Source organism: Sulfitobacter sp. SBS6, from assembly GCF_048285585.1.
Taxonomy (GTDB): domain Bacteria; phylum Pseudomonadota; class Alphaproteobacteria; order Rhodobacterales; family Rhodobacteraceae; genus Sulfitobacter; species Sulfitobacter pontiacus.
Genome location: NZ_JBLWBA010000008.1, coordinates 293653 through 318096, shown reverse-complemented (window position 1 = coordinate 318096; position 24444 = coordinate 293653). Strand labels below are relative to the sequence as shown.

The window sequence follows — 24444 nt, the reverse complement described above, 5'->3', positions numbered from 1 at the left end:
TTGCGCTTGAAGTTTTCGTCTAAAAATGCAGACCTGCACGCAACATTATTTCTTGGAGAGTCGCAAATGTCGAAAATCACCCGCCCCCTGCGTTCCGTTCTATATATCCCCGGCTCCAAGGACCGCGCGTTAGACAAAGCCCGCGGGCTGCCGGCCGATGCGATAATCTTTGACCTCGAAGACGCCGTGATCCCGGAAGAGAAAACCGCTGCACGTGAAACACTCGCCACGGCGCTGAAAGACGGCGGCTATGGCAGCCGGTATAAGGTGATCCGCATCAACGGGCTGGACACCGAATGGGGTGCCGACGATGCCCGCGCCGCGGCGAAGATGGACTGCGACGCCATTTTGCTGCCCAAAGTCGGCAGCCCCGCCGATCTGGACGCTTTGGCCGAAATCACGGGCGACATCCCGCTTTGGGCGATGATGGAAACGCCGGGTGCGATGCTGAATGCCGCCGCGATTGGCGCGCATCCCAAGCTGCAATGTATGGTGATGGGCACCAACGACCTGAACAAGGACCTGCAAACCCGCGTGCGCGCCGACCGCCTGCCCCTGATGACCGGGCTTGGCCTATGCGTGCTCGCGGCCAAGGCCAACGGCATCGCGATTGTCGATGGCGTTTACAATGCGTTCAAGGATGACGAAGGCCACCGCGTTGAATGTGATCAGGGCCGCGACATGGGCTTTGACGGCAAGACCTTGATCCACCCCGCGCAGCTGGACGTCGCGAACGAGGCATTCTCCCCCTCCGAGGCCGAAGCCGATCTGGCGCGCCGCCAGATCGAGGCGTTTGACGAAATGCAGGCGACAGGTCAGGGTGTGGCCGTTGTGGACGGGCGCATCGTTGAAAACCTGCATGTCGCCACCGCACGCGAAACATTGGCAAAGCTGGACGCGATCGCGGCCCTGCAAACGGAGTAAACCTGATGATGGCACTTTTGATCCTTGGTCTGATCTTATGGGTCGGTGCCCATTATTTCCGTCGCTTCATGCCGGACCAGCGCGCAGCTATGGGCCGACGGGGCAAAGGCATCATCGCCGTCGCCATCGTGGCGGCGCTGGTCATGATCATCATCGGATACCGCGGGGCCGAGTTTGTCCCCGTCTGGACGCCCCCGCCCTTCCTGACGCATCTGAACAACCTGCTGATGGTGCTGGCATTCTGGGTCTACGGGTCCAGTGCGGCCAAAGGGGCCAAGGCTTGGCCCGCCTATAAAACCCGCCACCCGCAGCTGATGGCTGTCAAAATCTGGGCAGTCGCGCATTTACTGGTGAACGGGGATCTCGCCTCGATCCTGCTGTTTGGCTCTATGCTGGCTTGGGCGGTCGGTTCCGTGATCCTGATCAACCGCGCCGAATCCAACTGGACGCCCCCTGCCCCCGCGGGCAAGGCCACCTATATCCGCCTTGCGGTGATCACGCTGGTGATGCTGGTCGTTGTGACCGCGATCCATACCCTGCTTGGCGTCTCTCCCTTTTCCTGAGTTACTGAAAGAACCCCCATGAAACTCTATCGTTTCCTGTCCGAAGAGGACACTTCCGCCTTTTGCCACAAGGTCACCGACGCGCTGAACAAGGGGTGGGAGCTTTACGGCACGCCCACACAGACATGGGATGCCAAGGCAAATGTCATGCGTTGCGGTCAGGCCGTGACCAAGGAGGTCGAAGGCACCTATACGCCCGACACCAAACTGGGGGCGCATTGATGGCACAGGCAAAGACCAACAAGGGCCGTTTCTTCGAGGACTATAAAGTAGGCGAGACGCTGCATCATGCTGTGCCCCGCACGGTCAAGGATGGTGAACGCGCGCTGTACCACGCGCTGTATCCCGCACGTCATGCGCTTTATTCCTCTGACCAGTTTGCCCAAAGCTGCGGCCTGCCTGCCAGCCCGCTGGACGATATGATTACCTTTCACATCGTGTTCGGGAAAACCGTGCCGGATGTATCGCTGAACGCGGTCGCCAATCTTGGCTATGCGCAGGGGCGTTGGCTGGCGCCGGTCTGGCCTGGCGATACGCTGCGATCTGAATCCGAGGTGATCGGGCTCAAGCAGAACTCGAACGGGAAAACCGGGGTCGTCTATGTACGCACCACCGGCTTCAACCAGAACGACACCAAGGTACTGGAGTATGTCCGCTGGGTGATGGTGCGCAAACGTGATGTCGATGCCCCCGCCCCCGAAACGGTCGTGCCCGATCTGCCCAAGGCGTTGACGGTTGACGACCTGTCGATCCCCGAAACGCTCGACTTCAGCAATTATGACTTTACCCTCGCGGGCGAGGCGCATCGCTGGGATGATTATACCGTGGGCGAGATGATCGACCACGTGGATGGCGTCACCGTCGAAGAGGCGGAGCATATGATGGCCACCCGCCTGTGGCAGAACACGGCGAAAGTGCACTTTGACACCTCTGCCCGCCCCGACGGGTCGCGGCTGATCTATGGCGGGCACGTGATCTCTATGGCGCGGGCGCTGTCGTTCAACGGGCTGGCCAATGCGCAGATGATCGTGGGGCTGAACGGCGGGGCGCATGCGAACCCCTGCCTGTCTGGCGACACAATCCGCGCCTGGACCGAGGTTCTGGACAAAGCCGATACCGACAAACCCGGCGTCGGCGCATTGCGCTTGCGCTTGGTCGCCACCAAAGGCGGAGAGCCGTTCAAGCTGAAGGGTGAAGACGGCAAATACCTGCCCGATGTCCTGCTCGATCTCGATTACTGGGCACTGATTCCCAAGTAAGACGCCCCCTTGACGACGGCCGACCGGTCGCAAAACAAACAACTATATGTCGCGTTCGGCCCTTAAAACGTGGGGTTTCCGAGCGCGACAGCCGCTGCGTCGGCAACATTCCGCAGATTTTCCACCGTTAGCGCTATTTTGTGATCACACGCGAAATTCGTGTGATCACAAATGTCGCTTTTATCTGGAAAACCCTGTATTTCTCCGAAAAACTGTTTACCGAGTATCAAGACTCAATCGTATACCGCGATTAGACTGGAACAAAGACGGGACCGTTTTTTTATGAACATCCACGAATATCAGGCAAAAGCCCTTTTGCGTAGCTACGGCGCGCCAGTATCCGACGGCCGGGTCGTGCTGAAAGCTGAAGAAGCGAAAACAGCCGCAGGCGAGATGGACGGACCTCTTTGGGTCGTCAAGGCACAGATCCACGCAGGTGGCCGCGGCAAGGGGTCTTTCAAGGAAGCCGACGCTGGCGACAAAGGCGGTGTACGCCTGACCAAATCGGTTGAAGAAGCCGCCGAGGAAGCCAAGAAAATGCTGGGCCGCACCCTGGTCACGCATCAGACCGGCCCCGCGGGCAAACAGGTCAACCGGATCTACATCGAAGACGGTTCGGGCATCGAAACCGAATTGTACCTCGCGCTGCTGGTGGATCGCCAGACCTCGCGCATCGGGTTCGTCTGCTCCACCGAAGGCGGCATGGACATCGAAGAAGTGGCCGAGTCCACCCCTGAAAAAATCATCAGCTTCTCTGTTGACCCCGCCGCGGGCTTCCAGCCCTACCACGGCCGCCGCGTTGCCTTCGCCCTGGGGCTGGAAGGCAAGCAGGTCAAACAATGTGTGACCCTGATGGGCCAGCTGTTCAAAGCCTTCGTCGAAAAAGACATGGAAATGCTGGAAATCAACCCGCTGATCGTCACCGACGCCGGCGACCTGAAAGTGCTGGACGCCAAAGTCAGCTTTGACGGCAACGCAATGTACCGCCACGGCGATATTGCCGATCTGCGCGACACCACCGAAGAAGACCCCAAAGAGCTCGAGGCGTCCAAGTACGACCTGAACTACATCGCTCTGGACGGTGAAATCGGCTGCATGGTGAACGGTGCCGGTCTGGCGATGGCCACTATGGACATCATCAAGCTTTACGGTGCCGAGCCTGCGAACTTCCTTGATGTTGGTGGTGGTGCCACCAAAGAGAAAGTGACCGAAGCGTTCAAGATCATCACCTCCGACCCGCAGGTCAAAGGTATTCTGGTCAACATCTTCGGCGGCATCATGCGCTGTGACGTCATCGCCGAAGGCGTGGTCGCAGCCGTGAAGGAAGTCGGCCTGCAGGTTCCGCTGGTTGTCCGTCTGGAAGGCACAAACGTTGAAGAAGGCAAAGCCATCATCAACAACTCCGGCTTGGACGTGATCGCTGCGGACGACCTGAAAGATGGCGCGCAAAAGATCGTGAAAGCGGTCAAAGGCTAAAACTGGCTGGAAAGCTTGGATGATGCATCGTCTCGCCTTTTGTTTTTCCATTGCCGCGCTGGCTGTCCCTTTCGGGGCGGCCAGTAACGCTATGGCACAGACAACGCGCGCAGCCGACATCGCACAGGCCTTTGCAGACCATTGTTTCAGCCCGCGTCTGACCGCACGGACAGCGCAGGCACAGCTTGGCAGCACCGGGGCACGGGTCGATTTCTATGATCTGCGTCCCTTTACCTCGGCACCACAGTCTCCGGTGACGGGCGCGGCCGCAACGGCGGGCACAGACCGCCGCTGCGAAGTGTCCTTTGACGGGGCGGCACCGCAGGTTGCGCAACAGGGGATCGCCACCGGATTGGCACAGGAAAACCTGACCGATCTGGTAGACGTCCCCGCGGGGTTTCCCATCACGACGGGGGCCACCTATCGCGCCGCCGTCATGCTGAACCCCAACCGCATGGCTGTGGTACAATCGGGGGTACGCGATGGGGCGCAAGGGGTTGAAACCTTTGCCCGCGTCGAACGCCTGATCCCGCTGAACGAGGCAAGCCAATGACCGCGTCCGCACAAAACACCGTCACCGGTGGCAAGGCCATCGTCTTTGGGATGACCGTTCTGGTCTTCGCAATGATGGCTGTCGTCGCACAGCTGCCCATGCCGATGCAGGAGTCCCTGCTGGCCGAAGGCGGCCCGTTCGAGACACTGTCGGTTGTTGGCTATGGCCTATGCATCTTGCTGATGTTCGTGCTGTGGCCCGCGGGTTCGGCGGCGCGTCGGTGGTACTTTGCGGTGTTCATGGCCCTGTTCGCGGCCCGCGAACTGGACCTTGATAAAAAGCCGTTCACCGAAGGACTGCTGAAGGCGCGGCAATTTTCCAGCGATGGCGTCAGCCTGATGGAAAAGGGCGTTGCCGGCGTCATCCTGCTGGCGATCATCGCAACCGGTCTGATCCTGTTGCGCCGCGAGACATGGGGCTTCATCCGTGGGGTCGCCAAAGGCGCGGCACCGCAGCTTGCTGTGTTGATCGGGCTGCTGTTCATCGTCGTCTACAAGCTGACCGACGGGCTGGCGCGTAAGCTGGAACCCTTTGGCATCACGCTAGGCCAGGATCAGATCGATCTGGCCTACGTCATCGAGGAAGTCGGCGAACTGGGCATCCCGCTGATGTTCGCTGTTGCAATCTATCTGACATACCGACTGCCGCGCCTTGCGGCGGCGGCACCTTCCACCGCGCCCTGAGACCGGCGCCACCTGAATTGAACTTGAGAAGAAAGCACATAACATGGCCGTACTCGTAAACGAAAACACCAAAGTGATCTGCCAGGGCCTCACCGGCTCGCAGGGCACGTTCCACACCGAACAGGCCATCGCCTATGGCACCAAAATGGTCGGCGGTGTGACCCCCGGCAAAGGCGGCCAGACGCACCTTGACCTGCCCGTGTTCAACTCTGTCCACGAAGCCCGTCACGTCACCGAAGCCAACGCCACGGTCATCTACGTGCCGCCCCCCTTCGCCGCGGATTCCATCCTCGAGGCGATCGACGCCGAGATGGAACTGATCATCTGCATCACCGAAGGCATCCCGGTTCTGGACATGATGCGCGTCAAGCGCGCGCTCGAAGGGTCCAAATCCCGCCTGATCGGGCCAAACTGCCCCGGCGTGATCACGCCTGACGCCTGCAAAATCGGCATCATGCCCGGCCACATCCACAAGCGCGGCACCTGCGGGGTTGTCTCGCGCTCGGGCACGCTTACGTACGAAGCTGTGAAACAGACATCCGATCTTGGCCTCGGCCAATCCTCTGCGGTTGGTATCGGCGGCGACCCCATCAAAGGGTCCGAGCATATCGATATCCTCGAGATGTTCCTGGCCGATCCAGAAACACAGTCGATCATCATGATTGGTGAAATCGGCGGTTCTGCCGAAGAAGAAGCGGCACAATTCCTGGCCGACGAGAAGAAAAAAGGCCGTTGGAAGCCCACAGCCGGTTTCATCGCGGGCCGCACAGCCCCTCCCGGCCGTCGTATGGGCCACGCCGGTGCGATCGTCGCAGGCGGCAAAGGTGACGCGGAATCCAAGATCGCAGCTATGAAAGAAGCAGGCATCGTTGTTGCGGATAGCCCCGCAACGCTGGGTGAAGCTGTTCAAGAAGCTATCAACAAAGGCTAACGCCAGATGGTGGGGCCTGACTTTTCAGGCCCCGCCGCTCTTACTTAAACGTCGCGCTCTCATCAGAGGTATCGCCATGACAGACCAACCCAAAAACGACCAGTTCCACGATACCTCCTTTCTCGAGGGGCAGAACGGCGAATACCTAGAGGCAATGTATGCCCGCTATGCCAGCGATCCCAATGCGGTTGATGGCGCATGGCAGGCGTTCTTCGAAGCGATGGACGATGACCACGCCGATGTTCAGGCAGAGGCCGCAGGCCCGTCCTGGGCGCGCAGCGATTGGCCCCCCGTCCCGCAGGACGATCTGACCTCTGCATTGACCGGCCAGTGGCCCGTCCCGACCGAAGCGAAAGCCGCCGGTCAGAAGATTACCGAAAAAGCCTCCTCCAAGGGGATCGAACTGTCTGACGCGCAGGTACAACGTGCCGTGCTCGACAGTATCCGAGCGTTGATGCTGATCCGCGCCTACCGTATCCGTGGCCACCTTGCCGCCGATCTTGACCCGCTTGGCATGCGCGACAGCGACACCCACCCTGAACTGGACCCGGCCGCCTATGGCTTCGGGCCCAAGGACATGGATCGCCCGATCTTTATCGACAATGTGCTTGGCCTCGAGATCGCGACGATGAAACAGATCGTCGATATCGTCAAAAGCACCTACTGCGGCACCTTCGCGCTGCAATATATGCACATCTCTGATCCCGAACAGGCCGCGTGGCTGAAAGAGCGGATCGAGGGCTACGGCAAGGAAATCCAGTTCACCCGCAATGGCCGCAAAGCCATCCTCAACAAGCTGGTAGAAGCCGAAGGCTTCGAGAAATTCCTGCACGTCAAATACATGGGCACCAAGCGGTTCGGCCTTGATGGGGGCGAAAGCCTGATCCCCGCGATGGAACAGATCATCAAGCGCGGCGGTCAACTGGGCATTCAGGACATCGTGATCGGCATGCCGCACCGTGGCCGTCTGTCGGTGCTGGCAAACGTCATGCAGAAACCCTACCGCGCGATCTTCAACGAGTTTCAGGGCGGCAGCTTTAAACCCGATGATGTCGACGGCTCCGGCGATGTGAAGTACCACCTCGGCGCGTCCTCCGACCGTGAATTCGACGGCAACACCGTCCACCTGTCGCTGACCGCCAACCCGTCCCACCTCGAAGCGGTGAACCCCGTTGTTCTGGGCAAGGTCCGCGCCAAGCAGGACCAGCTGAACGACAAGGAACGCACCTCCGTGATGCCGATCCTGCTGCACGGGGATGCGGCTTTCGCCGGTCAGGGTGTCGTGGCCGAATGCTTCGCCCTTTCGGGCCTGCGCGGGCACCGTACCGGCGGGACCATGCATATCGTGGTGAACAACCAGATCGGTTTCACCACAGCGCCGCACTTCAGCCGCTCCAGCCCCTATCCGACCGATAACGCGCTGGTCGTCGAGGCTCCGATCTTCCACGTCAACGGCGACGACCCCGAAGCGGTCGTGCACGCGGCCCGCGTGGCGACGGAATTCCGTCAGAAGTTCAAGAAAGACGTGGTCATCGACCTGATCTGCTACCGCCGCTTTGGTCACAACGAAGGCGACGAGCCGATGTTCACCAACCCGGTGATGTACAAGAAGATCAAAAAGCAAAAGACCACGCTGACGCTCTATACCGAGCGGCTAGTGAAAGACGGCCTGATCCCCGAGGGCGAGATCGAGGATATGAAAGCCGCTTTCCAGGAGAAGATGAACACTGAATTCGAGGCCGGCAAAGAATACCGCCCCAACAAGGCCGATTGGCTGGATGGCAAGTGGTCGCACCTCGATAAGGCCAAGGAAAAGAAATACCAGCGTGGCAAGACAGCCATCGCCGCCGAAACCATGGCGGATGTGGGCAAGGCGCTGACCGCCGCACCCGACGGCTTTCCGCTGCATAAAACCGTGGCGCGCCTGCTGGACGCCAAGGCCGAGATGTTCAAATCCGGCGAAGGCTTCGACTGGGCCACAGCCGAGGCGCTGGCCTTTGGCTCGCTCTTGACCGAAGGATACAAGGTTCGTCTGTCCGGTCAGGACTCTGCCCGCGGCACCTTCTCGCAGCGTCACTCGGCCCTGATCAACCAGGAAAACGAAGACCGCTACTACCCGCTGAACCACATCCGCGAAGGTCAGGCAGAATACGAAGTCATCGACTCCATGCTGTCGGAATACGCGGTTCTGGGCTTTGAATACGGCTACTCGCTGGCGGAACCCAACGCGCTGACCCTGTGGGAAGCGCAGTTCGGCGACTTTGCCAACGGCGCGCAGATCATGTTCGACCAGTTCATTTCCTCGGGCGAAAGCAAATGGCTGCGCATGTCCGGCCTCGTCTGCCTGATGCCCCATGGCTATGAAGGGCAAGGGCCCGAACACTCCTCCGCGCGTCTGGAACGCTTCCTGACCATGTGCGGCGGCGACAACTGGATCGTTGCGAACTGCACCACGCCCGCGAACTACTTCCACCTGCTGCGCCGCCAGCTGCACCGCAGCTACCGCAAGCCGCTGATGCTGATGACGCCGAAATCCCTGCTGCGCCACAAGCTGGCCGTCAGCAAGGCCGAGGAATTCACCACCGGCTCCTCTTTCCACCGCGTCCTCTGGGACGATGCGGAACAGGGCAACTCGGACACCACATTGGCGGCGGACGACAAGATCAAGCGCGTCGTCATGTGTTCGGGCAAGGTCTACTATGACCTGCTGGAAGAACGCGACGCCCGTGGCATCGACGACATCTACCTGCTGCGTTTCGAACAATTCTACCCGTTCCCCGCGCAATCCGCTGTGAAAGAGCTGGAACGCTTCAAGAATGCGGAAATGGTATGGTGTCAGGAAGAGCCCAAGAACCAAGGGGCATGGTCCTTCATTGAACCCAATATCGAATGGGTTCTGGGCCGTATCGACGCCACCCACACCCGTCCGACCTATGTCGGTCGCGCCACCTCGGCCTCGCCTGCGACCGGCCTTGCCTCCCAACACAAAGCACAACAAGCAGCCCTCGTTGACGAAGCGCTGACCATCGAAGGAAAATAACCATGACAAGCGAAGTACGCGTCCCTACCTTGGGTGAATCCGTAACCGAAGCGACCGTGGCAACATGGTTCAAAAAGCCCGGCGATAGCGTCGCAGTCGACGAAATGCTCTGCGAGCTGGAAACCGATAAGGTCACCGTCGAAGTGCCCTCCCCCGTGGCGGGCACTCTGGCCGACATCGTCGCCGCCGAAGGCGAAACCGTCGGCGTTGACGCGCTGCTGGCCAATATCTCCGAAGGGGATGCGGCCCCGGCGAAATCCGAAGCCCCCAAGGCGGTCGATGCTGGTGCCGAAGACGTGAAACCCCGCGACGCTGCGGATGATGTCGACGTCATGGTCCCCACCTTGGGCGAATCCGTGTCCGAGGCGACCGTCAGCACGTGGTTCAAGACCGTCGGTGACCACGTCGAAGCCGATGAAATGCTGTGCGAGCTGGAAACCGACAAGGTCAGCGTCGAAGTGCCCGCGCCGACATCGGGCACGCTGACCCAGATCATCGCCGAAGAAGGCAGCACGGTCGAGGCCAACGGCAAGCTCGCCGTGATCAGCCAGGGCGAAGGCGGCAGCGCAAGCAAACCCGCCGATGATACCGCTGAACCCAAAGCGGGCGGTCAGGTCCCTGCCCCCGGCAACGCGCCCTCGGGCGATGTCGAAGACGCGCCTTCCGCCAAGAAAGCCATGGCCGAAGCCGGCATCAGCCGCGATCAGGTCACCGGCACAGGCCGTGACGGACGTGTAATGAAGGAAGACGTGGCCAAGGCTGTTGCCGCTGGCAAGAACGCGGCAAAACCTGCCGCAGCCGCGCCACGCGCCCCATCGGCACCCCAGGACGCCGCCCGCGAGGAACGCGTCAAGATGACCCGTCTGCGCCAGACCATCGCGAAACGTCTGAAAGACAGCCAGAACACCGCCGCCATGCTGACGACCTACAACGAGGTCGACATGACAGAGATCATGGCCCTGCGGAACGAATACAAAGATCTGTTCCTGAAAAAGCACGGCGTCAAACTCGGCTTCATGTCCTTCTTCACCAAGGCCTGTATCCACGCCCTGAACGAAGTACCCGAAGTGAACGCCGAAATCGATGGCACCGATGTGGTCTACAAGAACTACGTCAACATGGGCATCGCGGCCGGCACACCCACCGGTCTGGTCGTGCCCGTGGTCAAGGACGCGCAAGCGATGTCCTTTGCCGACATCGAAAAGGAAATCGGTGAACTGGGGGCCAAGGCCCGCGACGGCAAACTCTCCATGGCGGAAATGCAGGGCGGCACGTTCACTATCTCTAACGGTGGTGTCTATGGCTCGCTGATGTCCTCGCCGATCCTGAACCCGCCACAATCGGGTATTCTCGGGATGCACAAGATTCAGGACCGCCCCATGGCGATCAACGGTCAGGTCGTGATCCGTCCGATGATGTATCTGGCGCTCAGCTATGACCACCGCATCGTGGACGGCAAAGGTGCCGTGACCTTCCTCGTCCGCGTGAAAGAAGCGCTCGAAGACCCACGCCGCCTGCTGATGGACCTGTAACCCACCACACCCACCGCCCGGAAAGGACAAATGATGACAGAGACCACGATACTCGCCGCCTATGGCCTGCTCGTTATGCTGACAATCTTGCTTCAGGTTCTGGGCGGTGCGCAACAACTCAGCCTGGGCTATCTGCTCTCGTCGCGCGACGAAGACCGGTCGATGACCGGCATGACGGCCCGGCTGAAACGCGCATTGGACAACTCCATCGTGGCAATGGCGCTCTTTGCCCCGGCGGTGCTGATCCTCGAAATGCTGGACCGCACCAATGCCACGTCCCTGCTGGCCGCACAGGTCTTCCTCATCGCGCGGATCATCTATCTGCCGGTCTATGCGCTTGGCGTGCCCGCGATCCGGACCCTCGCATGGCTGGCGGGCTTTGCCGCCACCGCCATTCTCTATTTCCTCGCGCTATAGCGGACCGCCAAGATGACACCCGAACTCACTGTTCTGACCCTCGCGGCGCTGCTCCAGGTCGTGACCTTTGTCGCCTATGCGATCCCTGCCAACCGCGAGGTCGGCCCCGGCTACACCATGTCCGCGCGCGACCGAGAGCCGTCGAAATCGCTCTCTGACAGGACCGCCCGTCTGGGCCGCGCCTTTAACAATATGTTCGAAGCGCTGGCGCTTTTCGCCGTCGCCGTCGTGGTGCTGCAGATGTCCGGCCAGAACACGACCTACACCGCCATTCTCGCATGGATCTTCCTCGCGGCCCGCGTCGCCTATGTGCCAGCCTATGCGCTTGGCCTGCGTCCCGGACGCTCGCTGATCTGGGCCGTGGGCCTTGGTGCGACGGTGCTGATGCTGCTGGCCGCGCTGTTTTGATCTTCCAAATGGCATAGATCCCGGGGGCGTGCGCTTGCGCACGGGGGCAGCGCCCCCTAGCCTTGACCACAACACGCCCCGCCCCTTCATGCCTGAACGCCACACTTTCTACTCTACCCCAATTCCCGACCACCAAGGAGACCTTCCATGTCCAGCTACGATGTCATCATCATCGGCTCCGGCCCCGGCGGCTATGTATCCGCCATCCGCTGCGCCCAACTGGGCCTCAAAACCGCCTGTGTCGAGGGCCGCGAGACGTTGGGCGGCACCTGCCTGAACGTCGGCTGTATCCCGTCCAAGGCGCTGCTGCATGCCACGCATATGCTGCACGAAGCCGAACACAACTTTGCCGATATGGGCCTCAAGGGCAAAAGCCCTTCGGTCGATTGGGCGCAGATGCAGACCTACAAACAGAACACGATCGACACCAACACCAAGGGGATCGAGTTCCTGTTCAAGAAAAACAAGATCGACTGGATCAAAGGCTGGGCCACCATCCCCGAAGCTGGCAAGGTCAAGGTCGGTGACGAGGTCCACGAGGCCAAGAACATCATCATCGCCACAGGGTCCGAACCCTCTGCCCTTCCCGGTGTCGAGGTTGACGAAAAGGTCGTCGTCACCTCCACAGGCGCGCTGTCGCTGAACAAGATCCCGAAAAAGCTGGTCGTGATCGGCGCGGGTGTCATCGGGCTCGAACTCGGCTCTGTCTACGCGCGTCTGGGGGCCGAGGTGACGGTTGTCGAATATCTCGATGCGATCACCCCCGGCATGGATTGCGAAGTCCAAAAGAACTTTATGCGTATCCTGAAAAAGCAGGGCGTCAACTTTGTCATGGGTGCCGCCGTACAAGGCACCGAAGCCTCCAAGACCAAAGCCAAGGTGACCTACAAGCTGCGCAAGGATGACAGCGAACATACGCTGGACGCCGATGTTGTTCTCGTCTCCACCGGCCGCAAGCCGTTCCACGACGGTCTGGGCCTTGAAGGTCTGGGGGTCGAGCTGACCAAACGCGGCCAGATCGCGGTAAGCGACACCTGGGAAACCTCGGTCAAAGGCATCTACGCTATCGGCGACGTCATTGAAGGCCCGATGCTGGCGCATAAGGCCGAAGACGAAGGCATGGCCGCAGCAGAGGTCGTGGCAGGCAAACATGGCCACGTGAACTATGGCGTGATCCCCGGCGTGATCTACACCCACCCCGAGGTTGCCAATGTCGGTGCCACCGAAGAGCAGCTGAAAGAAGCGGGCCGCGCCTATAAGGTCGGCAAGTTCAGCTTTATGGGCAACGCCCGTGCCAAGGCCGTCTTCGCGGGCGAAGGCTTCGTCAAGCTGATCGCCGACAAGGAAACCGACCGCATCCTCGGCGCGCATATCATCGGCCCCGGTGCCGGCGATCTGATCCACGAGGTCTGCGTTGCGATGGAATTCGGTGCCTCTGCCGAGGATCTGGCGATGACCTGCCACGCGCACCCGACCTACTCCGAAGCGGTCCGCGAAGCGGCGCTGGCCTGTGGCGACGGCCCGATCCACATGTAAGGCAGCCGCCTGTATTGAAACGACAAAGGGTGGACCGTTTGGCCCACCCTTTTTTGTGTTCTAACCGTTGTGTTCTAACCGCGTGGCGTCGATCGGTATGGGCGGCGCCTATCTCGGTTGAGGGGCTTTGAACCCCGCCTCCGCCAAGAGCGCATCCGACCGTGTCTCGACCGTTTCTTCAAGCCGTTTCATGAAGGCGGCCCGCTCCAACCCCGGTGCGATGGGGGTCAGGAACTCGACCACTGCCACACCCGGACGCCGGTACAGCCCGCGCCGTGGCCAGAAGTAACCCGCGTTGGTGGCAACGGGGACGCAGGGCTGGTTCATCTGCTCGTAAAGTGCGGCAGTGCCTGCCTTATAGGGGACCGACAGGCCGGGCGCGACCCGTGTGCCCTGCGAATAGATGACAAGCTGGCCCGGTTCGGCCTCGCCCGCTTTGACATCGGCCAGCATCTTGGAAATCGCCGCACCACGTTTGCCACGGTTCACCGCGACCATCTGCATGCGCTTGGCATATTGCCCGATCACCGGCGTCATCAGGATCTCGCGTTTCATGATGAATTTCGCGCGTGGCAGAATGTGAAAGATCATCAGGATATCAAGGAAAGACTGGTGTTTGGCCGCGACCAACACGGCCCCGTCCGGCACGTCGCCCCGCACCTCGCACCGCAACCCGACGATGACCTTCGCCATCCACATGGTCCCCGCCGCATAGGCCTTGCACGCGGCATAGGCCCCCCGCCTCGAGAACATCGCCCAAGGCGCGTAAAGCAGCCCCAGAAGCGGCATATAGACCGTGGCCAGCACGATGAAGGTCAACGATCGTATCCACTGCAACATTATGCGAGTTCCTTTAATGTACGGCGCGCGGCCGCCCCTGTCGCCGCAAAGGCGACGCCACCGGACAGAAACGGGATCACCAGCGGCACAACCCAGTGCCAGCCCTGAAAGCCCAAACCCGTCAGAAAGCCCCCCGCGTCAGCGGTGCTTGGCAACAGCAGTATCGCCAGCAGCCCGACCCCCGTGCCTGCCGCAGCGCCGGTCAGCGCGCGCAGGGTGAAACGCCGGATAAAGGCCTGCGCGATATAGCTGTCGGTCGCGCCCACCAGACGCAAAACGGCAATGACCTGAGCGTTGGCCGACAGCGCCGCATTGGCGGCAAGTGTCACCATCGCGGCCAGCGTCGCGATGATCAGGATCATGGATACCCAGCCCAGAAGCTTTAGCCGCGACGCGGCCTTGACCAGCGGCGCGCGCCAGCGGCTGTGATTGTCCAGAACCGCCCCTGGCACCTCTGCCGCGAGGCGCAGGCGCAGGCCATCGGCGTCCATGCCGTCGTCCTCTTCGATGATCTCGATCAGGCGGGGCACCGGCAGGGCATCAATGGCCAGTTCCGGACCGAACCAGGGGGCCAGCAGGGATTGCTGCTCTTCATCCGTGAGGGCGCGGGCTGTGGCGACGCCTTTGGTCGTCTCGAGGATGCGCAAGGCGGCCTCGGTCTGGGCGCTGCGCTGGTCGATGGGGGCCACAACACGGATCGTCGCGGTACGTGCCAACTCTTGCCCCCAGATATTCGCCAACCGTCCCGAGGCCAGCGACAGCGCCAGCGCAAAGACCGCCAGAAACGCCATCGTTCCCGCGGCAAACAGGGTCAACTGCGCGGTAAACCCCGACGGCGGCACCACACGGTCCGCCTGACGGTCGCCGTTCCACAGCGCGGTCAGCGCAATGCGCAGCATCTTCATAAATCCGCCCCCGCCAACTGGATGCGCCGGTTGGCGATACGCAAGACGCGCGCCTGCACCTGCGCCTTGGTGGCACGGATCAGCCCCAGATCGTGGGTCGCGATCAACACGGTCTTGCCCATGCGGTTCAGCTCTACCAGCAGGCGAAGCAGACGCTGCGACATTTCCCAATCGACGTTGCCGGTGGGTTCATCCGCAAGCACCACATCGGGCGACATGATCACCGCACGGGCCAGCGCCGCACGCTGGCGCTCACCGCCCGACAGCTCTGGCGGCAGGGCCTCGGCGCGGCTGCTCAGCCCGACCCACGACAGCAGCTCTTGCAGATCGTCGCCGCCGGTTTCCGCATGGCGGCCCGACACGGTCAGCGGCAAACCGATGTTTTCGGCAACCGGCAAATGGTTCAGGAATTGGCAATCCTGGTGCACCACGCCCACACGTCGCCGGATCATCGCGATATCATCGCGGTCCATCGCACGCACGTCCTTGCCAAACAGCGATACATGCCCCGCCGTGGGCAGAAGCGCGCCATAGCAAAGCTTCATCAACGTGGTCTTGCCAGAGCCGGACGGACCCGTCAGAAAATGGAACGACCCCGGCGCCAGCTTGACCGAGATATCGGACAAAAGCTCGCCCCCGCCATAGCTGTAGGCCACGTTTTCAAACTCGATCACACGCATATCCCGCTTGGTTTGAACTGTTGTGCCCCAGCACCGCTTGGGTTTCAATGCACCCCGGCGCAGCCATTGCATGAAGATTGCACTTTTCCTACGGTTTTCTAGGACATAAGGTTGATCTGACGTGAAAACGAAGAGGTTTCCAATGGTTCGGGGCGCAACATGAGACTGATCTGTCCCAATTGCGATGCGCAGTACGAGGTCCCGGACGAGGTGATGCCCTCTTCCGGTCGCGATGTGCAATGTTCGAACTGTGGCCAGACCTGGTTCCAGCACCACCCCGATTTCCCCCCTCTCGATGAAGAGGATGACGGCAGGATCAGCACGGTTTCCGCCGCTCTGTCCGCGCGCGAGGATGCGGATGACGGCGTCGCGCGCGAAGGCGATGCAGATACGCCCGCCCCGGCAAGCACACCCGAGCCCGACGAAGACGCAGCGGAAGACCCCGACGCGGGCGAATCCGCGCATCCCGCCCCGCCACCGCGCAAGCAGCTTGACCCTTCGGTCGCGGATATTCTCCGGCAAGAGGCCGAGGCGGAACAAGAAGCCCGCCGTCGTCGTCAGGCTCAGACCCTTGAAAGCCAGCCTGATCTGGGGCTTGAAGAAGCAGACCAACCCAGCGAAAGCGACCGCGCGCAGCAGGCCAAGGCCCGCATGTCGCGTCTGCGCGGCGAAGAGCAGCACAGCGCTGCCGAGACCACAGCCGCCGCGGCGGCCGTTGCATCGCGCCGCGAATTGCTGCCCGATATCGAAGAGATCAACTCCACCCTGCGCACCGGATCAGAACGGCGCGTGATCCCGAACACAGGCGCAGACGCCGGGCGCGATACCCATGCGGACACGAAACAGCGTAGCGGGTTCAGCCGCGGGTTCGTGCTGATTGTCGCGCTCGCCTCTGTGCTGGTGCTGCTATACGTCTTTTCGCCGCAAATCTCGGAAGCGGTGCCCGCGCTGCGCCCCTATCTTGCGCTTTACGTCGCGCAGGTGGACAGCGCGCGACAATGGCTGGACGAGATGTTGCAATCAACGTTGCAATGGCTGGATGCACGGGCGTCGCAGTCGGGCAGCTAAAACGGATCGGGCCCGACCTTTTGGCGGTCCCGTCCTTTCGTCATCAATCCTATCAGAAGCGGTCCAGAAGACGGCGCAGGTAGTCGCGTTCGACCTCTGGCCGCGTCGCCTCGCCCGAGCGACGGCGGATCTCGTCCAGCAGTTCACGCGCGCGGCCATAGGCGTCATTATCCAGCGCCAGATCACCCTCTGACCCCTGCGCGCCATTCGCCCCCTGCTCGCGCCCTAAAGGGTCCGTGTTCTCGGTACGGCGGTTGCCCTGCGCGGTGCCTTGTCCGGGTTCGGACGCTTGCTGGTCCTGTTCCATCGCCTCGCCCAAGGCGCGCATACCCTCGCGCAGCGCTTCCATCGCCTGCGACTGGTTATCGATCGCTTCGGCCAGATCGTCGCGGCGCAAAGCCTCTTCGGCACCGTCCATCGCGCGGCCGGCACGGTCCAGCGCATCGCGCGCGGCGTCACCTTCGGGGGTGCCACTACCGGGCAGACGCCCTTCCTGACGGCGCAGCTCATCGCGCAGCGCTTGCTGACGGTCAGCGATCGATCCCTGTCCCAGCCCCGGTTCGCCCTGGCCGTTGTTCTGGCCCGGCTGCTGCCCCGGTTGGCCGGGCTGGTTGCCCTCCTGTTGCGGGCCGGGTTGCTGGCCCTGGTCCTGCCCCTGTTGCTGGCCATCATCGGCATTGGGGTTGAACCTGTCCTGCAAATCGCGGAACGCCTGATCGCTTAGCTCTTGCTGCTCACGCAGGCTATCGGCCAGCCCCTCCATCGCCTGTTCACCCTCGGATTGCCCACCTTCGCCCGGCTGGCCTTGGGTAACACGCATGTTCTCCATCATCTCTTGCAGCTCGCGCAACGCCTGTTCCGCCTCGGCCATGCGGCCCTGCTCCATCAGCTCCTGAATCCGGTCCATCATGCGTTGCAGGTCGTCCTGCGTCATCTGCATGGTCTCGCCCTGCTGGCCTTGCTGCTGGTCGCCGTTCTCACCTTCTTGCGCCTGTTGGCGTTGCAGCTGGCGCATATAGTCGTCGGTGGCGCGGCGCAGCTCTTCCATCAGCTCTGCGATCTCGGCGTCCGAGGCACCGTTCTTCATCGCCTCTTGCAAACGCTCCTGTGCGCGGCGCATCCGGTCCAGCGCATCGGCCAGCACGCCTTCCTCCAGCTCAATCGCTAGATCCCACAGATCATCCGCGATCTCGGCCTGCACCTCGTCGGACAAACCATAGCGGGCGCGAATTTCGATCCGTTCAATCAGCCGCCGCAAGCGCAGCGCCGCCGTGTCAGAGCGGAACACATCCTCCGGCCGATAGGACACCGCCCGCAAGACCTGCGCGAGGGTGTCGGCGTTGCCCTTGGCCCACAGCAGATCGCGCCGCTGTTCGACAACGGCCGCCGCCAGCGGATCGAAAAAGCGTCGTCCCGGCAGGGTCATCTGCGTCGGCGGGGTGGTCGCCTGTTGTTCCGACGCATCCAGCACGCTCAGCGTGACGGTGACCGGCAGGTTGGCCCAAGGATGTTTGGAAAAATCGTCGATCAGGTTCTCTTCGAAATCACGGCGGTCCCCGGCAATGGGCAGCGACAGCGGTACGATCACCTCGGCCCGCGGGTCAGGGTCAATCGCCAGCCCATAGCGGCGGTCCACAGCGGCCAGATCCAGATCAATCCGCGCCTCGCCCGCCTCGACGCCATAGTCGTCCCGCGCCACAAAGGGCAGTTGCATCTCGCCAAGGGCGGTCACCTCGGGCGGGCCTGCAATCTCGACCTGCGGTTTGGCATCGGGTAGCATCGTCACGTCCCACGCGCGCCCGTTCGGCCCGTCGATGGCGATCTGCCCGCTTTGGCTGACTTTGAAATCCTGCACGATGGCGGGGGTGTCCCCTTCTGGACGGGGCTGGCCCGAGACGGTCTCGGTCACCGACAGCGCCCCCAATTCGCCATACATGCGCAGGGTGATCAACGTGCCCGCAGGCAGGTTCAACGGCCCCTCCGCAAGATCAGAGAGATAGAGCGTCGGCTTGCCGGTATAGCGCGGCGGCTCCGCCCAGCCTTCCCAGACTGGCCCCGAGGCCAACGCCCCTCCGCCCGCCGTCAGACCCGCAACCGACCCGATGCGCAGCACCGACCCAAAGACCAGCGCCGTAACGAAAGCCAGCAGCGCGACATAGCGCAGGGCAAAGGGATCACGGCGCGCCACGCGCAAGTCCGCAGGCACCGCCTGCGCAGCGGCGGCACGGGCGGCCATGCGGCGCTGATGCGCCTGCCACACCGCAGCAGAGGCATCATCCCCCGTGCCGATCGCCTGCACATCCATCAGCGCCTGAATGGGGCGTCCGGGCAGGCTGGCGTCAAGGCGGGTCAGCGCCTCTATCCGGCGGGGGATGCGTAAATGGCGCAGCGCATAGACCAGCGCCCCGACAGCGGCCAGCGTCACAGCAACGACAGCGCCGGTCACGACGGACATCGGCACGGTATCGTGCAGCCCCAGCATCAGCACGGCCAGAACAGCCAGCACCAAGGCAATCAGCGGCCAGAACGCCTGCACCAACACCTCGGCCCAGATACCGGCCCAGGTCAGACGCAGGGGCCAACGGATCGACTTGAGACCCTGCTCGGGCGAGTGGTCGTCATCCTTGGCGGTGAAAAGCGTCATGCGGGCCCTGCTTTCAAAAGCCGGACACGCAAGGCGCGGTCACAGCCATTCAGGAATGGTATCGCGATTTATCATTTCGTCAAAGGTCGGGCGTCGGCGGATAACCGCAAATTGATCGCCATGGACCAGCACCTCGGGGATCAGCGCACGAGAGTTGTATTCGCTGGCCATCACCGCGCCATAGGCACCGGCACTGCGGAAGGCCACCAGATCGCCCGCGGCCAGCTTTGGCATCATGCGCTGCTTGGCAAAGGTATCACCGGATTCGCAGACCGGCCCGACGATGTCATAGGGCTGCTGCTCGGCCCCTGCTTCGGCTTCGACGACGGGGATGATATCGTGATGGGCTTCGTACATGGCGGGGCGGATCAGGTCGTTCATCGCACCGTCGATGATCAGGAAATCGCGGCCCTCGCCGGATTTGACATAGATCACCTCGCTCACCATGAGGCCGGCGTTGCCCGCGATCAGGCGGCCCGGCTCGATCTCAATCTCGCAGCCCAGATGACCAAGCGTCTTTTGCACCATTGCGCCGTAATCCGTGGGCAGTGGCGGGGCGGCATTGCTACGCTCGTAGGGGATTCCCAGCCCGCCGCCCAGATCCAGACGACGGATGGTATGCCCGTCGGCGCGCAGTTGTTCCGTCAGCTCCGCAACCTTCTGGTACGCCAGTTCGAACGGCGTCAAATCGGTCAGCTGGCTGCCGATGTGCACATCGATGCCCACGACCTCCAGGCCCGGCATCGCGGCGGCCATGCGATAGACCTCGCGGGCGCGGGCGATGGGGATACCGAATTTATTCTCGGACTTGCCCGTCGCGATCTTGGCATGGGTTTTGGCGTCGACATCGGGGTTCACGCGGATGGTGATCGGCGCGACCTTGTCCATCGACCGCGCGACGGCGTCCAGCACCTCCATCTCGGGTTCGGATTCGACGTTGAACTGGCGGATGCCGCCCTCAAGCGCGAGCCGGATTTCCGACACGGTCTTGCCCACGCCCGAGAACACGATCTTGTCGCCGGGCACGCCTGCCGCCTTGGCACGCAGGTATTCCCCCGCCGACACCACATCCATGCCCGCCCCCGCCTGCGCGAGCGTTTTCAGAACCGCTTGGTTCGAGTTCGCTTTCATCGCGTAGCAGACCAGATGATCCATCCCGTCCAGCGCATCGTCAAATGCCTTGAAATGGCGTAACAGCGTGGCGGTCGAATAGACGTAAAAGGGCGTGCCGACCGCGGCTGCGATCTCGGAGATGGCGACATCCTCGGCGAACAGCGCGCCATCGCGGTACAGGAAATGATCCATAGTTTCAGGCTCCTAAGCTTTTCCCGCCGAAAGCTGCCGGCGATCGTTTACGGGCGGCGGACCGCAGGGACAGGCATCGCGGCAGACCACAGCTTACCCCAATACCAAAGGCGGCGGGAATGGCAATCAGCGCCACCCGCCCCGGCGGTCAGAATGTCTTTGAAACGCCCACATCCACATGCCCCGAGATATGCACACCGGGTTCATAGTTGCTGCGATGCTTGCGGGTGGCGGTATCCGTCGCGGGGGGATAGGCGCGGCTGTCATGGGCAGACGGCGCATGGCGTTGCGCGCTGTCACAGCCCGCCAGCACCGCCAGTGCAACCACGGCCAGCACCGCCGCGCGGATCACAGCGCCGCCCCCAGACCCAGCCGGAACGGGCCGCGGCCAAGGGTGACGCCAGTGCCCACCGACATGCCCGACGACGACAGCGTCACCGTGCTATTGACCTGCGGCGGCACGGGTTCCCCGTCCACACCACAGGCGGCGAGAGTCAGCAACAAGGCAATAGCAGCAACGGGTTTCATCCGATGATCCCTTTCCAGCGGGCCACCTGCGCACGCACCTGTGCGGGCGCAGTGCCCCCGTAAGACATACGCGAATTGACGGAATTTTCCACGCCCAAAACGTCAAAGACATCTGCCGTGATGTCGCCATGGGCCGATTGCATCTGCTCCAGCGTCAGGTCCGGCAGGTCGCAGCCGTTCTGTTCGGCCAGCGCCACCAGCGATCCGGTGATGTGATGCGCATCGCGGAACGGCAGCCCCAGCACGCGGACCAGCCAATCGGCCAGATCGGTCGCGGTGGAAAAGCCCGATCCCGCCGCTGCGGCAAGACTTTCGCGGTTGGCGGACATATCCTTGACCATGCCTTCCATCGCGGCCAGCGCCAGCATCAGGTTGTCCGCGGCGTCAAAGACCTGTTCCTTGTCTTCCTGCATATCCTTGGAATAGGCCAGCGGCAGCCCCTTCATCACCATCATCAGGGCCACATTGGCCCCCATGATCCGGCCGATCTTGGCGCGGATCAACTCTGCCGCGTCGGGGTTCTTTTTCTGCGGCATGATGCTCGACCCGGTCGAGAAACGGTCCGACAGGGTCACAAAACGGAACTGCGCCGAGGACCAGATCACCAGCTCTTCGGCGAAACGGCTCAGGTGCATGGCGCAGATCGACGCAGCGCTCAGGAATTCAAGCGCGAAGTCACGGTCGCTGACCGCGTCCAGCGAATTGGCGGCCGGACGGTCAAAGCCAAGCGCCTGTGCGGTCATGTCGCGGTCGATCGGAAAGGACGTGCCCGCCAGCGCAGCCGCGCCCAAAGGCGATTCATTCATCCGCGCCCGTGCGTCGCGCATCCGGCTCAGATCGCGGCCAAACATCTCGACATAGGCCATCATGTGGTGGCCCCAAGTGACCGGCTGCGCGGTCTGCAAATGGGTGAAACCGGGCATGACCCAATCGGCTCCGGCCTCTGCCTGACCCAGCAAGGCCTTGATCAACGCCAACAATCCGGTTTCAGCGGCGTCGAACTGGTCGCGGGTCCACAGTTTGAAATCGGTCGCGACCTGATCGTTGCGCGACCGGCCCGTGTGCAGACGGCCTGCCGGTTCGCCGATCACCTCTTTCAGGCGCGCCTCGACGTTCATGTGGATGTCTTCCAGCGCGGTCGAATAGGCAAATGTCCCGCCCTCGATCTCTGACAACACCGTGAGCAACCCTTTCCGAATGGCGTCGGCATCGCTATCACTAATGATGTCTTGTGCAGCCAACATGGCAGCATGGGCACGCGACCCGGCAATGTCCTGGGCGGCCATACGCTGGTCAAACGAGATCGAGGCGTTGATCGCCTCCATGATCGCGTCTGGTCCGGCGGCAAAACGGCCACCCCACATTTTGTTCGAAGTCGTATCGGTCATCAGGCAACCCCTCGGAGGGAAAATGAAAAAGATTATGCTCGCGCTCGTTTATACGGCCCTTGCCCTTGGTGCAAACCCCAGCTTTGGGCAAAGCGCCGACATCAAGCCCCTGCGCGACGGTGATATGAAGAAACTGGTCGTGCACGATTCCCCCGTTGCCACCTCCTCTGTCGCGTTCCAGCTTGAGGATGACGGCGGCGAGACGACGCTTGAGGCGTGGCAGGGCAAATATGTAATGATCAACTTCTGGGCCACGTGGTGCGCGCCCTGCCGCAAGGAAATGCCGCAGCTGAACGCGTTGCAAAAGGAATTCGGCGGCGATGATTTCGAAGTGCTGACCATCGCCACGGGCCGCAACACGCCCGACGGGATCAAACGGTTCTTCGCGGATGCGGGCGTCGATAGCCTGCCACGCCACCAAGACCCGAAACAGGCGCTGGCCAGTCAGATGGGCATTTTCGGCCTGCCGATCACCGTGATCATGGACCCCGAGGGACGCGAAATCGCGCGTCTGCGCGGTGATGCGGATTGGTCAAGCGACAGCGCAAAAGCCATCGTGCAGGCATTGATCGCGGGCAAGGCAGACAGCTAGGCCCGCCCCAAGAAAGCAGGCGATCCGGCGGCGTCAGGCGGCGTGCGCGAGGATCGCCGCTTCGGACATCGACAGATTACGCCGCGCATAGCCGCCATAGGTATGCGGATCAAAGGCGATCTGCGGAAACTGGTCCAGCAGCCGCGCGCGGTCGGTCGCGTCCAATGTCTCTAGCGCGGCAGAGGCAGGGTGAAAGCTTTCCGTCTCTACGCCATTGGCCCAAAGCACCTCGTGGAAATCGAGCAGGAGGTGGATATAGGTCACCTCGCGCGCATGGGCATCGATGGTGACACTGCGCCCGTTCACCAGATCCCGCGCGGTGACAAGCACCTCGTCCGTGTTGAACAAGTCATGGGCGACACGCCCCTTTACCAGCATCCGGTGGCTGGGCGACACCAGCAGATCCGCGTCAGGCTGAGCATCCCCCAAAGCACCGGCGCGAAACCGGATGGGGCGCAGCTGCGGCATCGCGAACAATCGCGCCCCGCTCATCCGGCGGCTGCCGATCCAGCGCACGGGTTGCAGGCCGTTGTCTTTCGTCTGGACGTGATCGCCCTCGCGCAGTTGTTCGATCCGGCGCGCGCCATCGGCGGTGCGGATCATCGTGCCGGGGGTAAAGCAGATGACGCCGCTGCTGTATTGCGCCGCACGATCCGCCGCGGCGGTATTCAATGTATGCGCGACGACCCACAGATCGGTATTGCGCGGCGGCAGCGCGTCAAGGAACATCAGCAGCGGCTGGCTGCCCTGACCGACCTCGATCACTGTCACCAGATAGGTCTGCGCGCCGTCGGTCACGGTAAAGCTGTTGTCCATCAAAGGGGTGTCGCGGTCACTGGCGAAAGACCGGTGCGGCGGCGTGGTGCCGTCCAGCGCGGCCCCGACCAAACGATGCACCATCCGCGCAGCCCGTCTGCGCAGATCCCCTGCCTCGTCCGCCTGATCCAGCCGCAACACGTCATTCGGCCCGTCAACGCGAATTGAATCGCCCCGCCACGCCCAGGCTGCCCCCACCTTGAGGGATTGCACCGGTGCGGCGTCCAGCCCGTCTATTTCTGTCTGCGACCAGCTTATGACAAACGTGCCTCGAAAGCCCGTTTTGACCACTGTTCGTGCCTCGTCGTATTATTATTGCCCCAAGGCTATCAAAACCGTTCCCCGCTGGAAAGAAC

General features: G+C 62.1%; 24 protein-coding genes. 15 read left to right on the top strand and 9 right to left on the bottom strand.

Annotated elements, in window-relative coordinates; translation table 11 throughout:
- The first annotated feature begins 66 nt into the window (after positions 1 to 66).
- The 13 genes from ACNQ62_RS15255 to lpdA all read left to right on the top strand — a co-directional run bounded on the left by ACNQ62_RS15255 (position 67) and on the right by lpdA (position 13322).
- The gene (locus ACNQ62_RS15255; protein WP_005851516.1) at positions 67 to 924 is read left to right on the top strand and encodes an HpcH/HpaI aldolase/citrate lyase family protein; all 858 of its coding nucleotides are present in this window, start codon (positions 67 to 69) and stop codon (positions 922 to 924) included.
- Positions 925 to 929: 5 nt separating this feature from the next.
- The gene (locus ACNQ62_RS15250) at positions 930 to 1487 is read left to right on the top strand and encodes an NnrU family protein (protein ID WP_418095199.1); all 558 of its coding nucleotides are present in this window, start codon (positions 930 to 932) and stop codon (positions 1485 to 1487) included.
- 18 nt (positions 1488 to 1505) lie between these two features.
- Entirely contained in the window at positions 1506 to 1709 is a 204-nt protein-coding gene (locus tag ACNQ62_RS15245; RefSeq protein WP_009826044.1) for a DUF1737 domain-containing protein, read from the top strand.
- Positions 1709 to 2746, top strand: coding sequence for a MaoC family dehydratase (locus ACNQ62_RS15240; RefSeq protein ID WP_289080913.1), 1038 nt, complete (start codon positions 1709 to 1711; stop codon positions 2744 to 2746). Before ACNQ62_RS15245 ends, ACNQ62_RS15240 begins: the two co-directional genes overlap by 1 nt.
- 282 nt (positions 2747 to 3028) lie before the next feature.
- Positions 3029 to 4222 (top strand): ADP-forming succinate--CoA ligase subunit beta, encoded by a 1194-nt coding sequence (sucC, locus tag ACNQ62_RS15235; protein ID WP_180828698.1) that lies wholly within the window; start codon positions 3029 to 3031, stop codon positions 4220 to 4222.
- 91 nt (positions 4223 to 4313) lie between these two features.
- Complete coding sequence (locus tag ACNQ62_RS15230) at positions 4314 to 4775, top strand: succinyl-CoA synthetase subunit beta (RefSeq protein ID WP_317937641.1); 462 nt, start codon at positions 4314 to 4316, stop codon at positions 4773 to 4775.
- Complete coding sequence (locus tag ACNQ62_RS15225) at positions 4772 to 5458, top strand: hypothetical protein (RefSeq protein ID WP_418095198.1); 687 nt, start codon at positions 4772 to 4774, stop codon at positions 5456 to 5458. Before ACNQ62_RS15230 ends, ACNQ62_RS15225 begins: the two co-directional genes overlap by 4 nt.
- A 43-nt stretch (positions 5459 to 5501) precedes the next feature.
- A complete protein-coding gene (gene sucD / locus ACNQ62_RS15220) occupies positions 5502 to 6389 on the top strand; it encodes a succinate--CoA ligase subunit alpha (protein ID WP_009826038.1) in 888 nt (295 codons plus the stop codon).
- Positions 6390 to 6465: 76 nt separating this feature from the next.
- Positions 6466 to 9429, top strand: coding sequence for a 2-oxoglutarate dehydrogenase E1 component (locus ACNQ62_RS15215; RefSeq protein ID WP_037943252.1), 2964 nt, complete (start codon positions 6466 to 6468; stop codon positions 9427 to 9429).
- 2 nt (positions 9430 to 9431) lie between these two features.
- A complete protein-coding gene (odhB, locus tag ACNQ62_RS15210; protein ID WP_005851503.1) occupies positions 9432 to 10961 on the top strand; it encodes a 2-oxoglutarate dehydrogenase complex dihydrolipoyllysine-residue succinyltransferase in 1530 nt (509 codons plus the stop codon).
- Between the two features lie 30 nt (positions 10962 to 10991).
- A complete protein-coding gene (locus ACNQ62_RS15205) occupies positions 10992 to 11378 on the top strand; it encodes an MAPEG family protein (protein ID WP_005851501.1) in 387 nt (128 codons plus the stop codon).
- Positions 11379 to 11390: 12 nt separating this feature from the next.
- Positions 11391 to 11786 (top strand): MAPEG family protein, encoded by a 396-nt coding sequence (locus ACNQ62_RS15200; RefSeq protein WP_005851499.1) that lies wholly within the window; start codon positions 11391 to 11393, stop codon positions 11784 to 11786.
- 147 nt (positions 11787 to 11933) lie between these two features.
- Positions 11934 to 13322: a dihydrolipoyl dehydrogenase gene (lpdA, locus tag ACNQ62_RS15195; RefSeq protein ID WP_418095197.1), complete on the top strand. Its 1389-nt coding sequence runs from the start codon at positions 11934 to 11936 to the stop codon at positions 13320 to 13322.
- Between the two features lie 108 nt (positions 13323 to 13430).
- On the opposite strand, the gene ACNQ62_RS15190 is transcribed toward lpdA, so the two are convergent.
- From ACNQ62_RS15190 to ACNQ62_RS15180, 3 genes are read right to left on the bottom strand one after another with little or no spacing between them, the layout of a single operon-like run.
- Positions 13431 to 14162: a lysophospholipid acyltransferase family protein gene (locus tag ACNQ62_RS15190; RefSeq protein WP_132997166.1), complete on the bottom strand. Its 732-nt coding sequence runs from the start codon at positions 14160 to 14162 to the stop codon at positions 13431 to 13433.
- A complete protein-coding gene (locus tag ACNQ62_RS15185) occupies positions 14162 to 15067 on the bottom strand; it encodes a cell division protein FtsX (RefSeq protein ID WP_005851493.1) in 906 nt (301 codons plus the stop codon). The genes ACNQ62_RS15190 and ACNQ62_RS15185 overlap by 1 nt, the downstream gene beginning before the upstream one ends.
- Positions 15064 to 15741: a cell division ATP-binding protein FtsE gene (locus tag ACNQ62_RS15180; protein ID WP_074636275.1), complete on the bottom strand. Its 678-nt coding sequence runs from the start codon at positions 15739 to 15741 to the stop codon at positions 15064 to 15066. Before ACNQ62_RS15180 ends, ACNQ62_RS15185 begins: the two co-directional genes overlap by 4 nt.
- A gap of 165 nt (positions 15742 to 15906) precedes the next feature.
- On the opposite strand from ACNQ62_RS15180, the gene ACNQ62_RS15175 reads away from it, so the two are divergent.
- The gene (locus tag ACNQ62_RS15175; RefSeq protein WP_418095196.1) at positions 15907 to 16815 is read left to right on the top strand and encodes a zinc-ribbon domain-containing protein; all 909 of its coding nucleotides are present in this window, start codon (positions 15907 to 15909) and stop codon (positions 16813 to 16815) included.
- 52 nt (positions 16816 to 16867) lie between these two features.
- Here the strand turns inward: ACNQ62_RS15175 and ACNQ62_RS15170 are convergent, their stop codons facing one another.
- From ACNQ62_RS15170 to argH, 5 genes are all read right to left on the bottom strand, one after another.
- Complete coding sequence (locus ACNQ62_RS15170; RefSeq protein ID WP_418095195.1) at positions 16868 to 19459, bottom strand: TIGR02302 family protein; 2592 nt, start codon at positions 19457 to 19459, stop codon at positions 16868 to 16870.
- Positions 19460 to 19498: 39 nt separating this feature from the next.
- Entirely contained in the window at positions 19499 to 20764 is a 1266-nt protein-coding gene (gene lysA / locus ACNQ62_RS15165) for a diaminopimelate decarboxylase (RefSeq protein ID WP_037943238.1), read from the bottom strand.
- 148 nt (positions 20765 to 20912) lie between these two features.
- Positions 20913 to 21116 (bottom strand): hypothetical protein, encoded by a 204-nt coding sequence (locus ACNQ62_RS15160; protein WP_005851483.1) that lies wholly within the window; start codon positions 21114 to 21116, stop codon positions 20913 to 20915.
- Positions 21113 to 21292, bottom strand: coding sequence for a hypothetical protein (locus tag ACNQ62_RS15155; protein WP_005851482.1), 180 nt, complete (start codon positions 21290 to 21292; stop codon positions 21113 to 21115). The genes ACNQ62_RS15160 and ACNQ62_RS15155 overlap by 4 nt, the downstream gene beginning before the upstream one ends.
- Positions 21289 to 22680 (bottom strand): argininosuccinate lyase, encoded by a 1392-nt coding sequence (gene argH, locus ACNQ62_RS15150; protein WP_243251207.1) that lies wholly within the window; start codon positions 22678 to 22680, stop codon positions 21289 to 21291. Before argH ends, ACNQ62_RS15155 begins: the two co-directional genes overlap by 4 nt.
- Positions 22681 to 22702: 22 nt before the next feature.
- Here argH and ACNQ62_RS15145 point away from each other — a divergent pair, with 22 nt between their 5' ends.
- Entirely contained in the window at positions 22703 to 23272 is a 570-nt protein-coding gene (locus ACNQ62_RS15145; RefSeq protein ID WP_418095194.1) for a TlpA disulfide reductase family protein, read from the top strand.
- Between the two features lie 33 nt (positions 23273 to 23305).
- On the opposite strand, the gene ACNQ62_RS15140 is transcribed toward ACNQ62_RS15145, so the two are convergent.
- The gene (locus ACNQ62_RS15140) at positions 23306 to 24379 is read right to left on the bottom strand and encodes a Hint domain-containing protein (protein WP_037943231.1); all 1074 of its coding nucleotides are present in this window, start codon (positions 24377 to 24379) and stop codon (positions 23306 to 23308) included.
- Positions 24380 to 24444: the final 65 nt, after the last annotated feature.

What these genes read in the sequence shown, in the direction of transcription:
- ACNQ62_RS15255 (WP_005851516.1), top strand. Translation starts at nt 67, where the DNA reads ATGTCGAAAATCACCCGCCCCCTGCGTTCCGTTCTATATATCCCCGGC.
- ACNQ62_RS15185 (WP_005851493.1), bottom strand. Translation starts at nt 15,067, where the DNA reads ATGAAGATGCTGCGCATTGCGCTGACCGCGCTGTGGAACGGCGACCGT.
- sucD (WP_009826038.1), top strand. Translation starts at nt 5,502, where the DNA reads ATGGCCGTACTCGTAAACGAAAACACCAAAGTGATCTGCCAGGGCCTC.
- ACNQ62_RS15190 (WP_132997166.1), bottom strand. Translation starts at nt 14,162, where the DNA reads ATGTTGCAGTGGATACGATCGTTGACCTTCATCGTGCTGGCCACGGTC.
- ACNQ62_RS15155 (WP_005851482.1), bottom strand. Translation starts at nt 21,292, where the DNA reads ATGAAACCCGTTGCTGCTATTGCCTTGTTGCTGACTCTCGCCGCCTGT.
- ACNQ62_RS15225 (WP_418095198.1), top strand. Translation starts at nt 4,772, where the DNA reads ATGACCGCGTCCGCACAAAACACCGTCACCGGTGGCAAGGCCATCGTC.
- ACNQ62_RS15240 (WP_289080913.1), top strand. Translation starts at nt 1,709, where the DNA reads ATGGCACAGGCAAAGACCAACAAGGGCCGTTTCTTCGAGGACTATAAA.
- ACNQ62_RS15205 (WP_005851501.1), top strand. Translation starts at nt 10,992, where the DNA reads ATGATGACAGAGACCACGATACTCGCCGCCTATGGCCTGCTCGTTATG.
- ACNQ62_RS15230 (WP_317937641.1), top strand. Translation starts at nt 4,314, where the DNA reads ATGGCACAGACAACGCGCGCAGCCGACATCGCACAGGCCTTTGCAGAC.
- ACNQ62_RS15170 (WP_418095195.1), bottom strand. Translation starts at nt 19,459, where the DNA reads ATGACGCTTTTCACCGCCAAGGATGACGACCACTCGCCCGAGCAGGGT.
- argH (WP_243251207.1), bottom strand. Translation starts at nt 22,680, where the DNA reads ATGACCGATACGACTTCGAACAAAATGTGGGGTGGCCGTTTTGCCGCC.
- ACNQ62_RS15250 (WP_418095199.1), top strand. Translation starts at nt 930, where the DNA reads ATGATGGCACTTTTGATCCTTGGTCTGATCTTATGGGTCGGTGCCCAT.
- ACNQ62_RS15200 (WP_005851499.1), top strand. Translation starts at nt 11,391, where the DNA reads ATGACACCCGAACTCACTGTTCTGACCCTCGCGGCGCTGCTCCAGGTC.
- ACNQ62_RS15215 (WP_037943252.1), top strand. Translation starts at nt 6,466, where the DNA reads ATGACAGACCAACCCAAAAACGACCAGTTCCACGATACCTCCTTTCTC.
- ACNQ62_RS15175 (WP_418095196.1), top strand. Translation starts at nt 15,907, where the DNA reads ATGAGACTGATCTGTCCCAATTGCGATGCGCAGTACGAGGTCCCGGAC.
- sucC (WP_180828698.1), top strand. Translation starts at nt 3,029, where the DNA reads ATGAACATCCACGAATATCAGGCAAAAGCCCTTTTGCGTAGCTACGGC.
- ACNQ62_RS15145 (WP_418095194.1), top strand. Translation starts at nt 22,703, where the DNA reads ATGAAAAAGATTATGCTCGCGCTCGTTTATACGGCCCTTGCCCTTGGT.
- ACNQ62_RS15245 (WP_009826044.1), top strand. Translation starts at nt 1,506, where the DNA reads ATGAAACTCTATCGTTTCCTGTCCGAAGAGGACACTTCCGCCTTTTGC.
- lpdA (WP_418095197.1), top strand. Translation starts at nt 11,934, where the DNA reads ATGTCCAGCTACGATGTCATCATCATCGGCTCCGGCCCCGGCGGCTAT.
- odhB (WP_005851503.1), top strand. Translation starts at nt 9,432, where the DNA reads ATGACAAGCGAAGTACGCGTCCCTACCTTGGGTGAATCCGTAACCGAA.
- lysA (WP_037943238.1), bottom strand. Translation starts at nt 20,764, where the DNA reads ATGGATCATTTCCTGTACCGCGATGGCGCGCTGTTCGCCGAGGATGTC.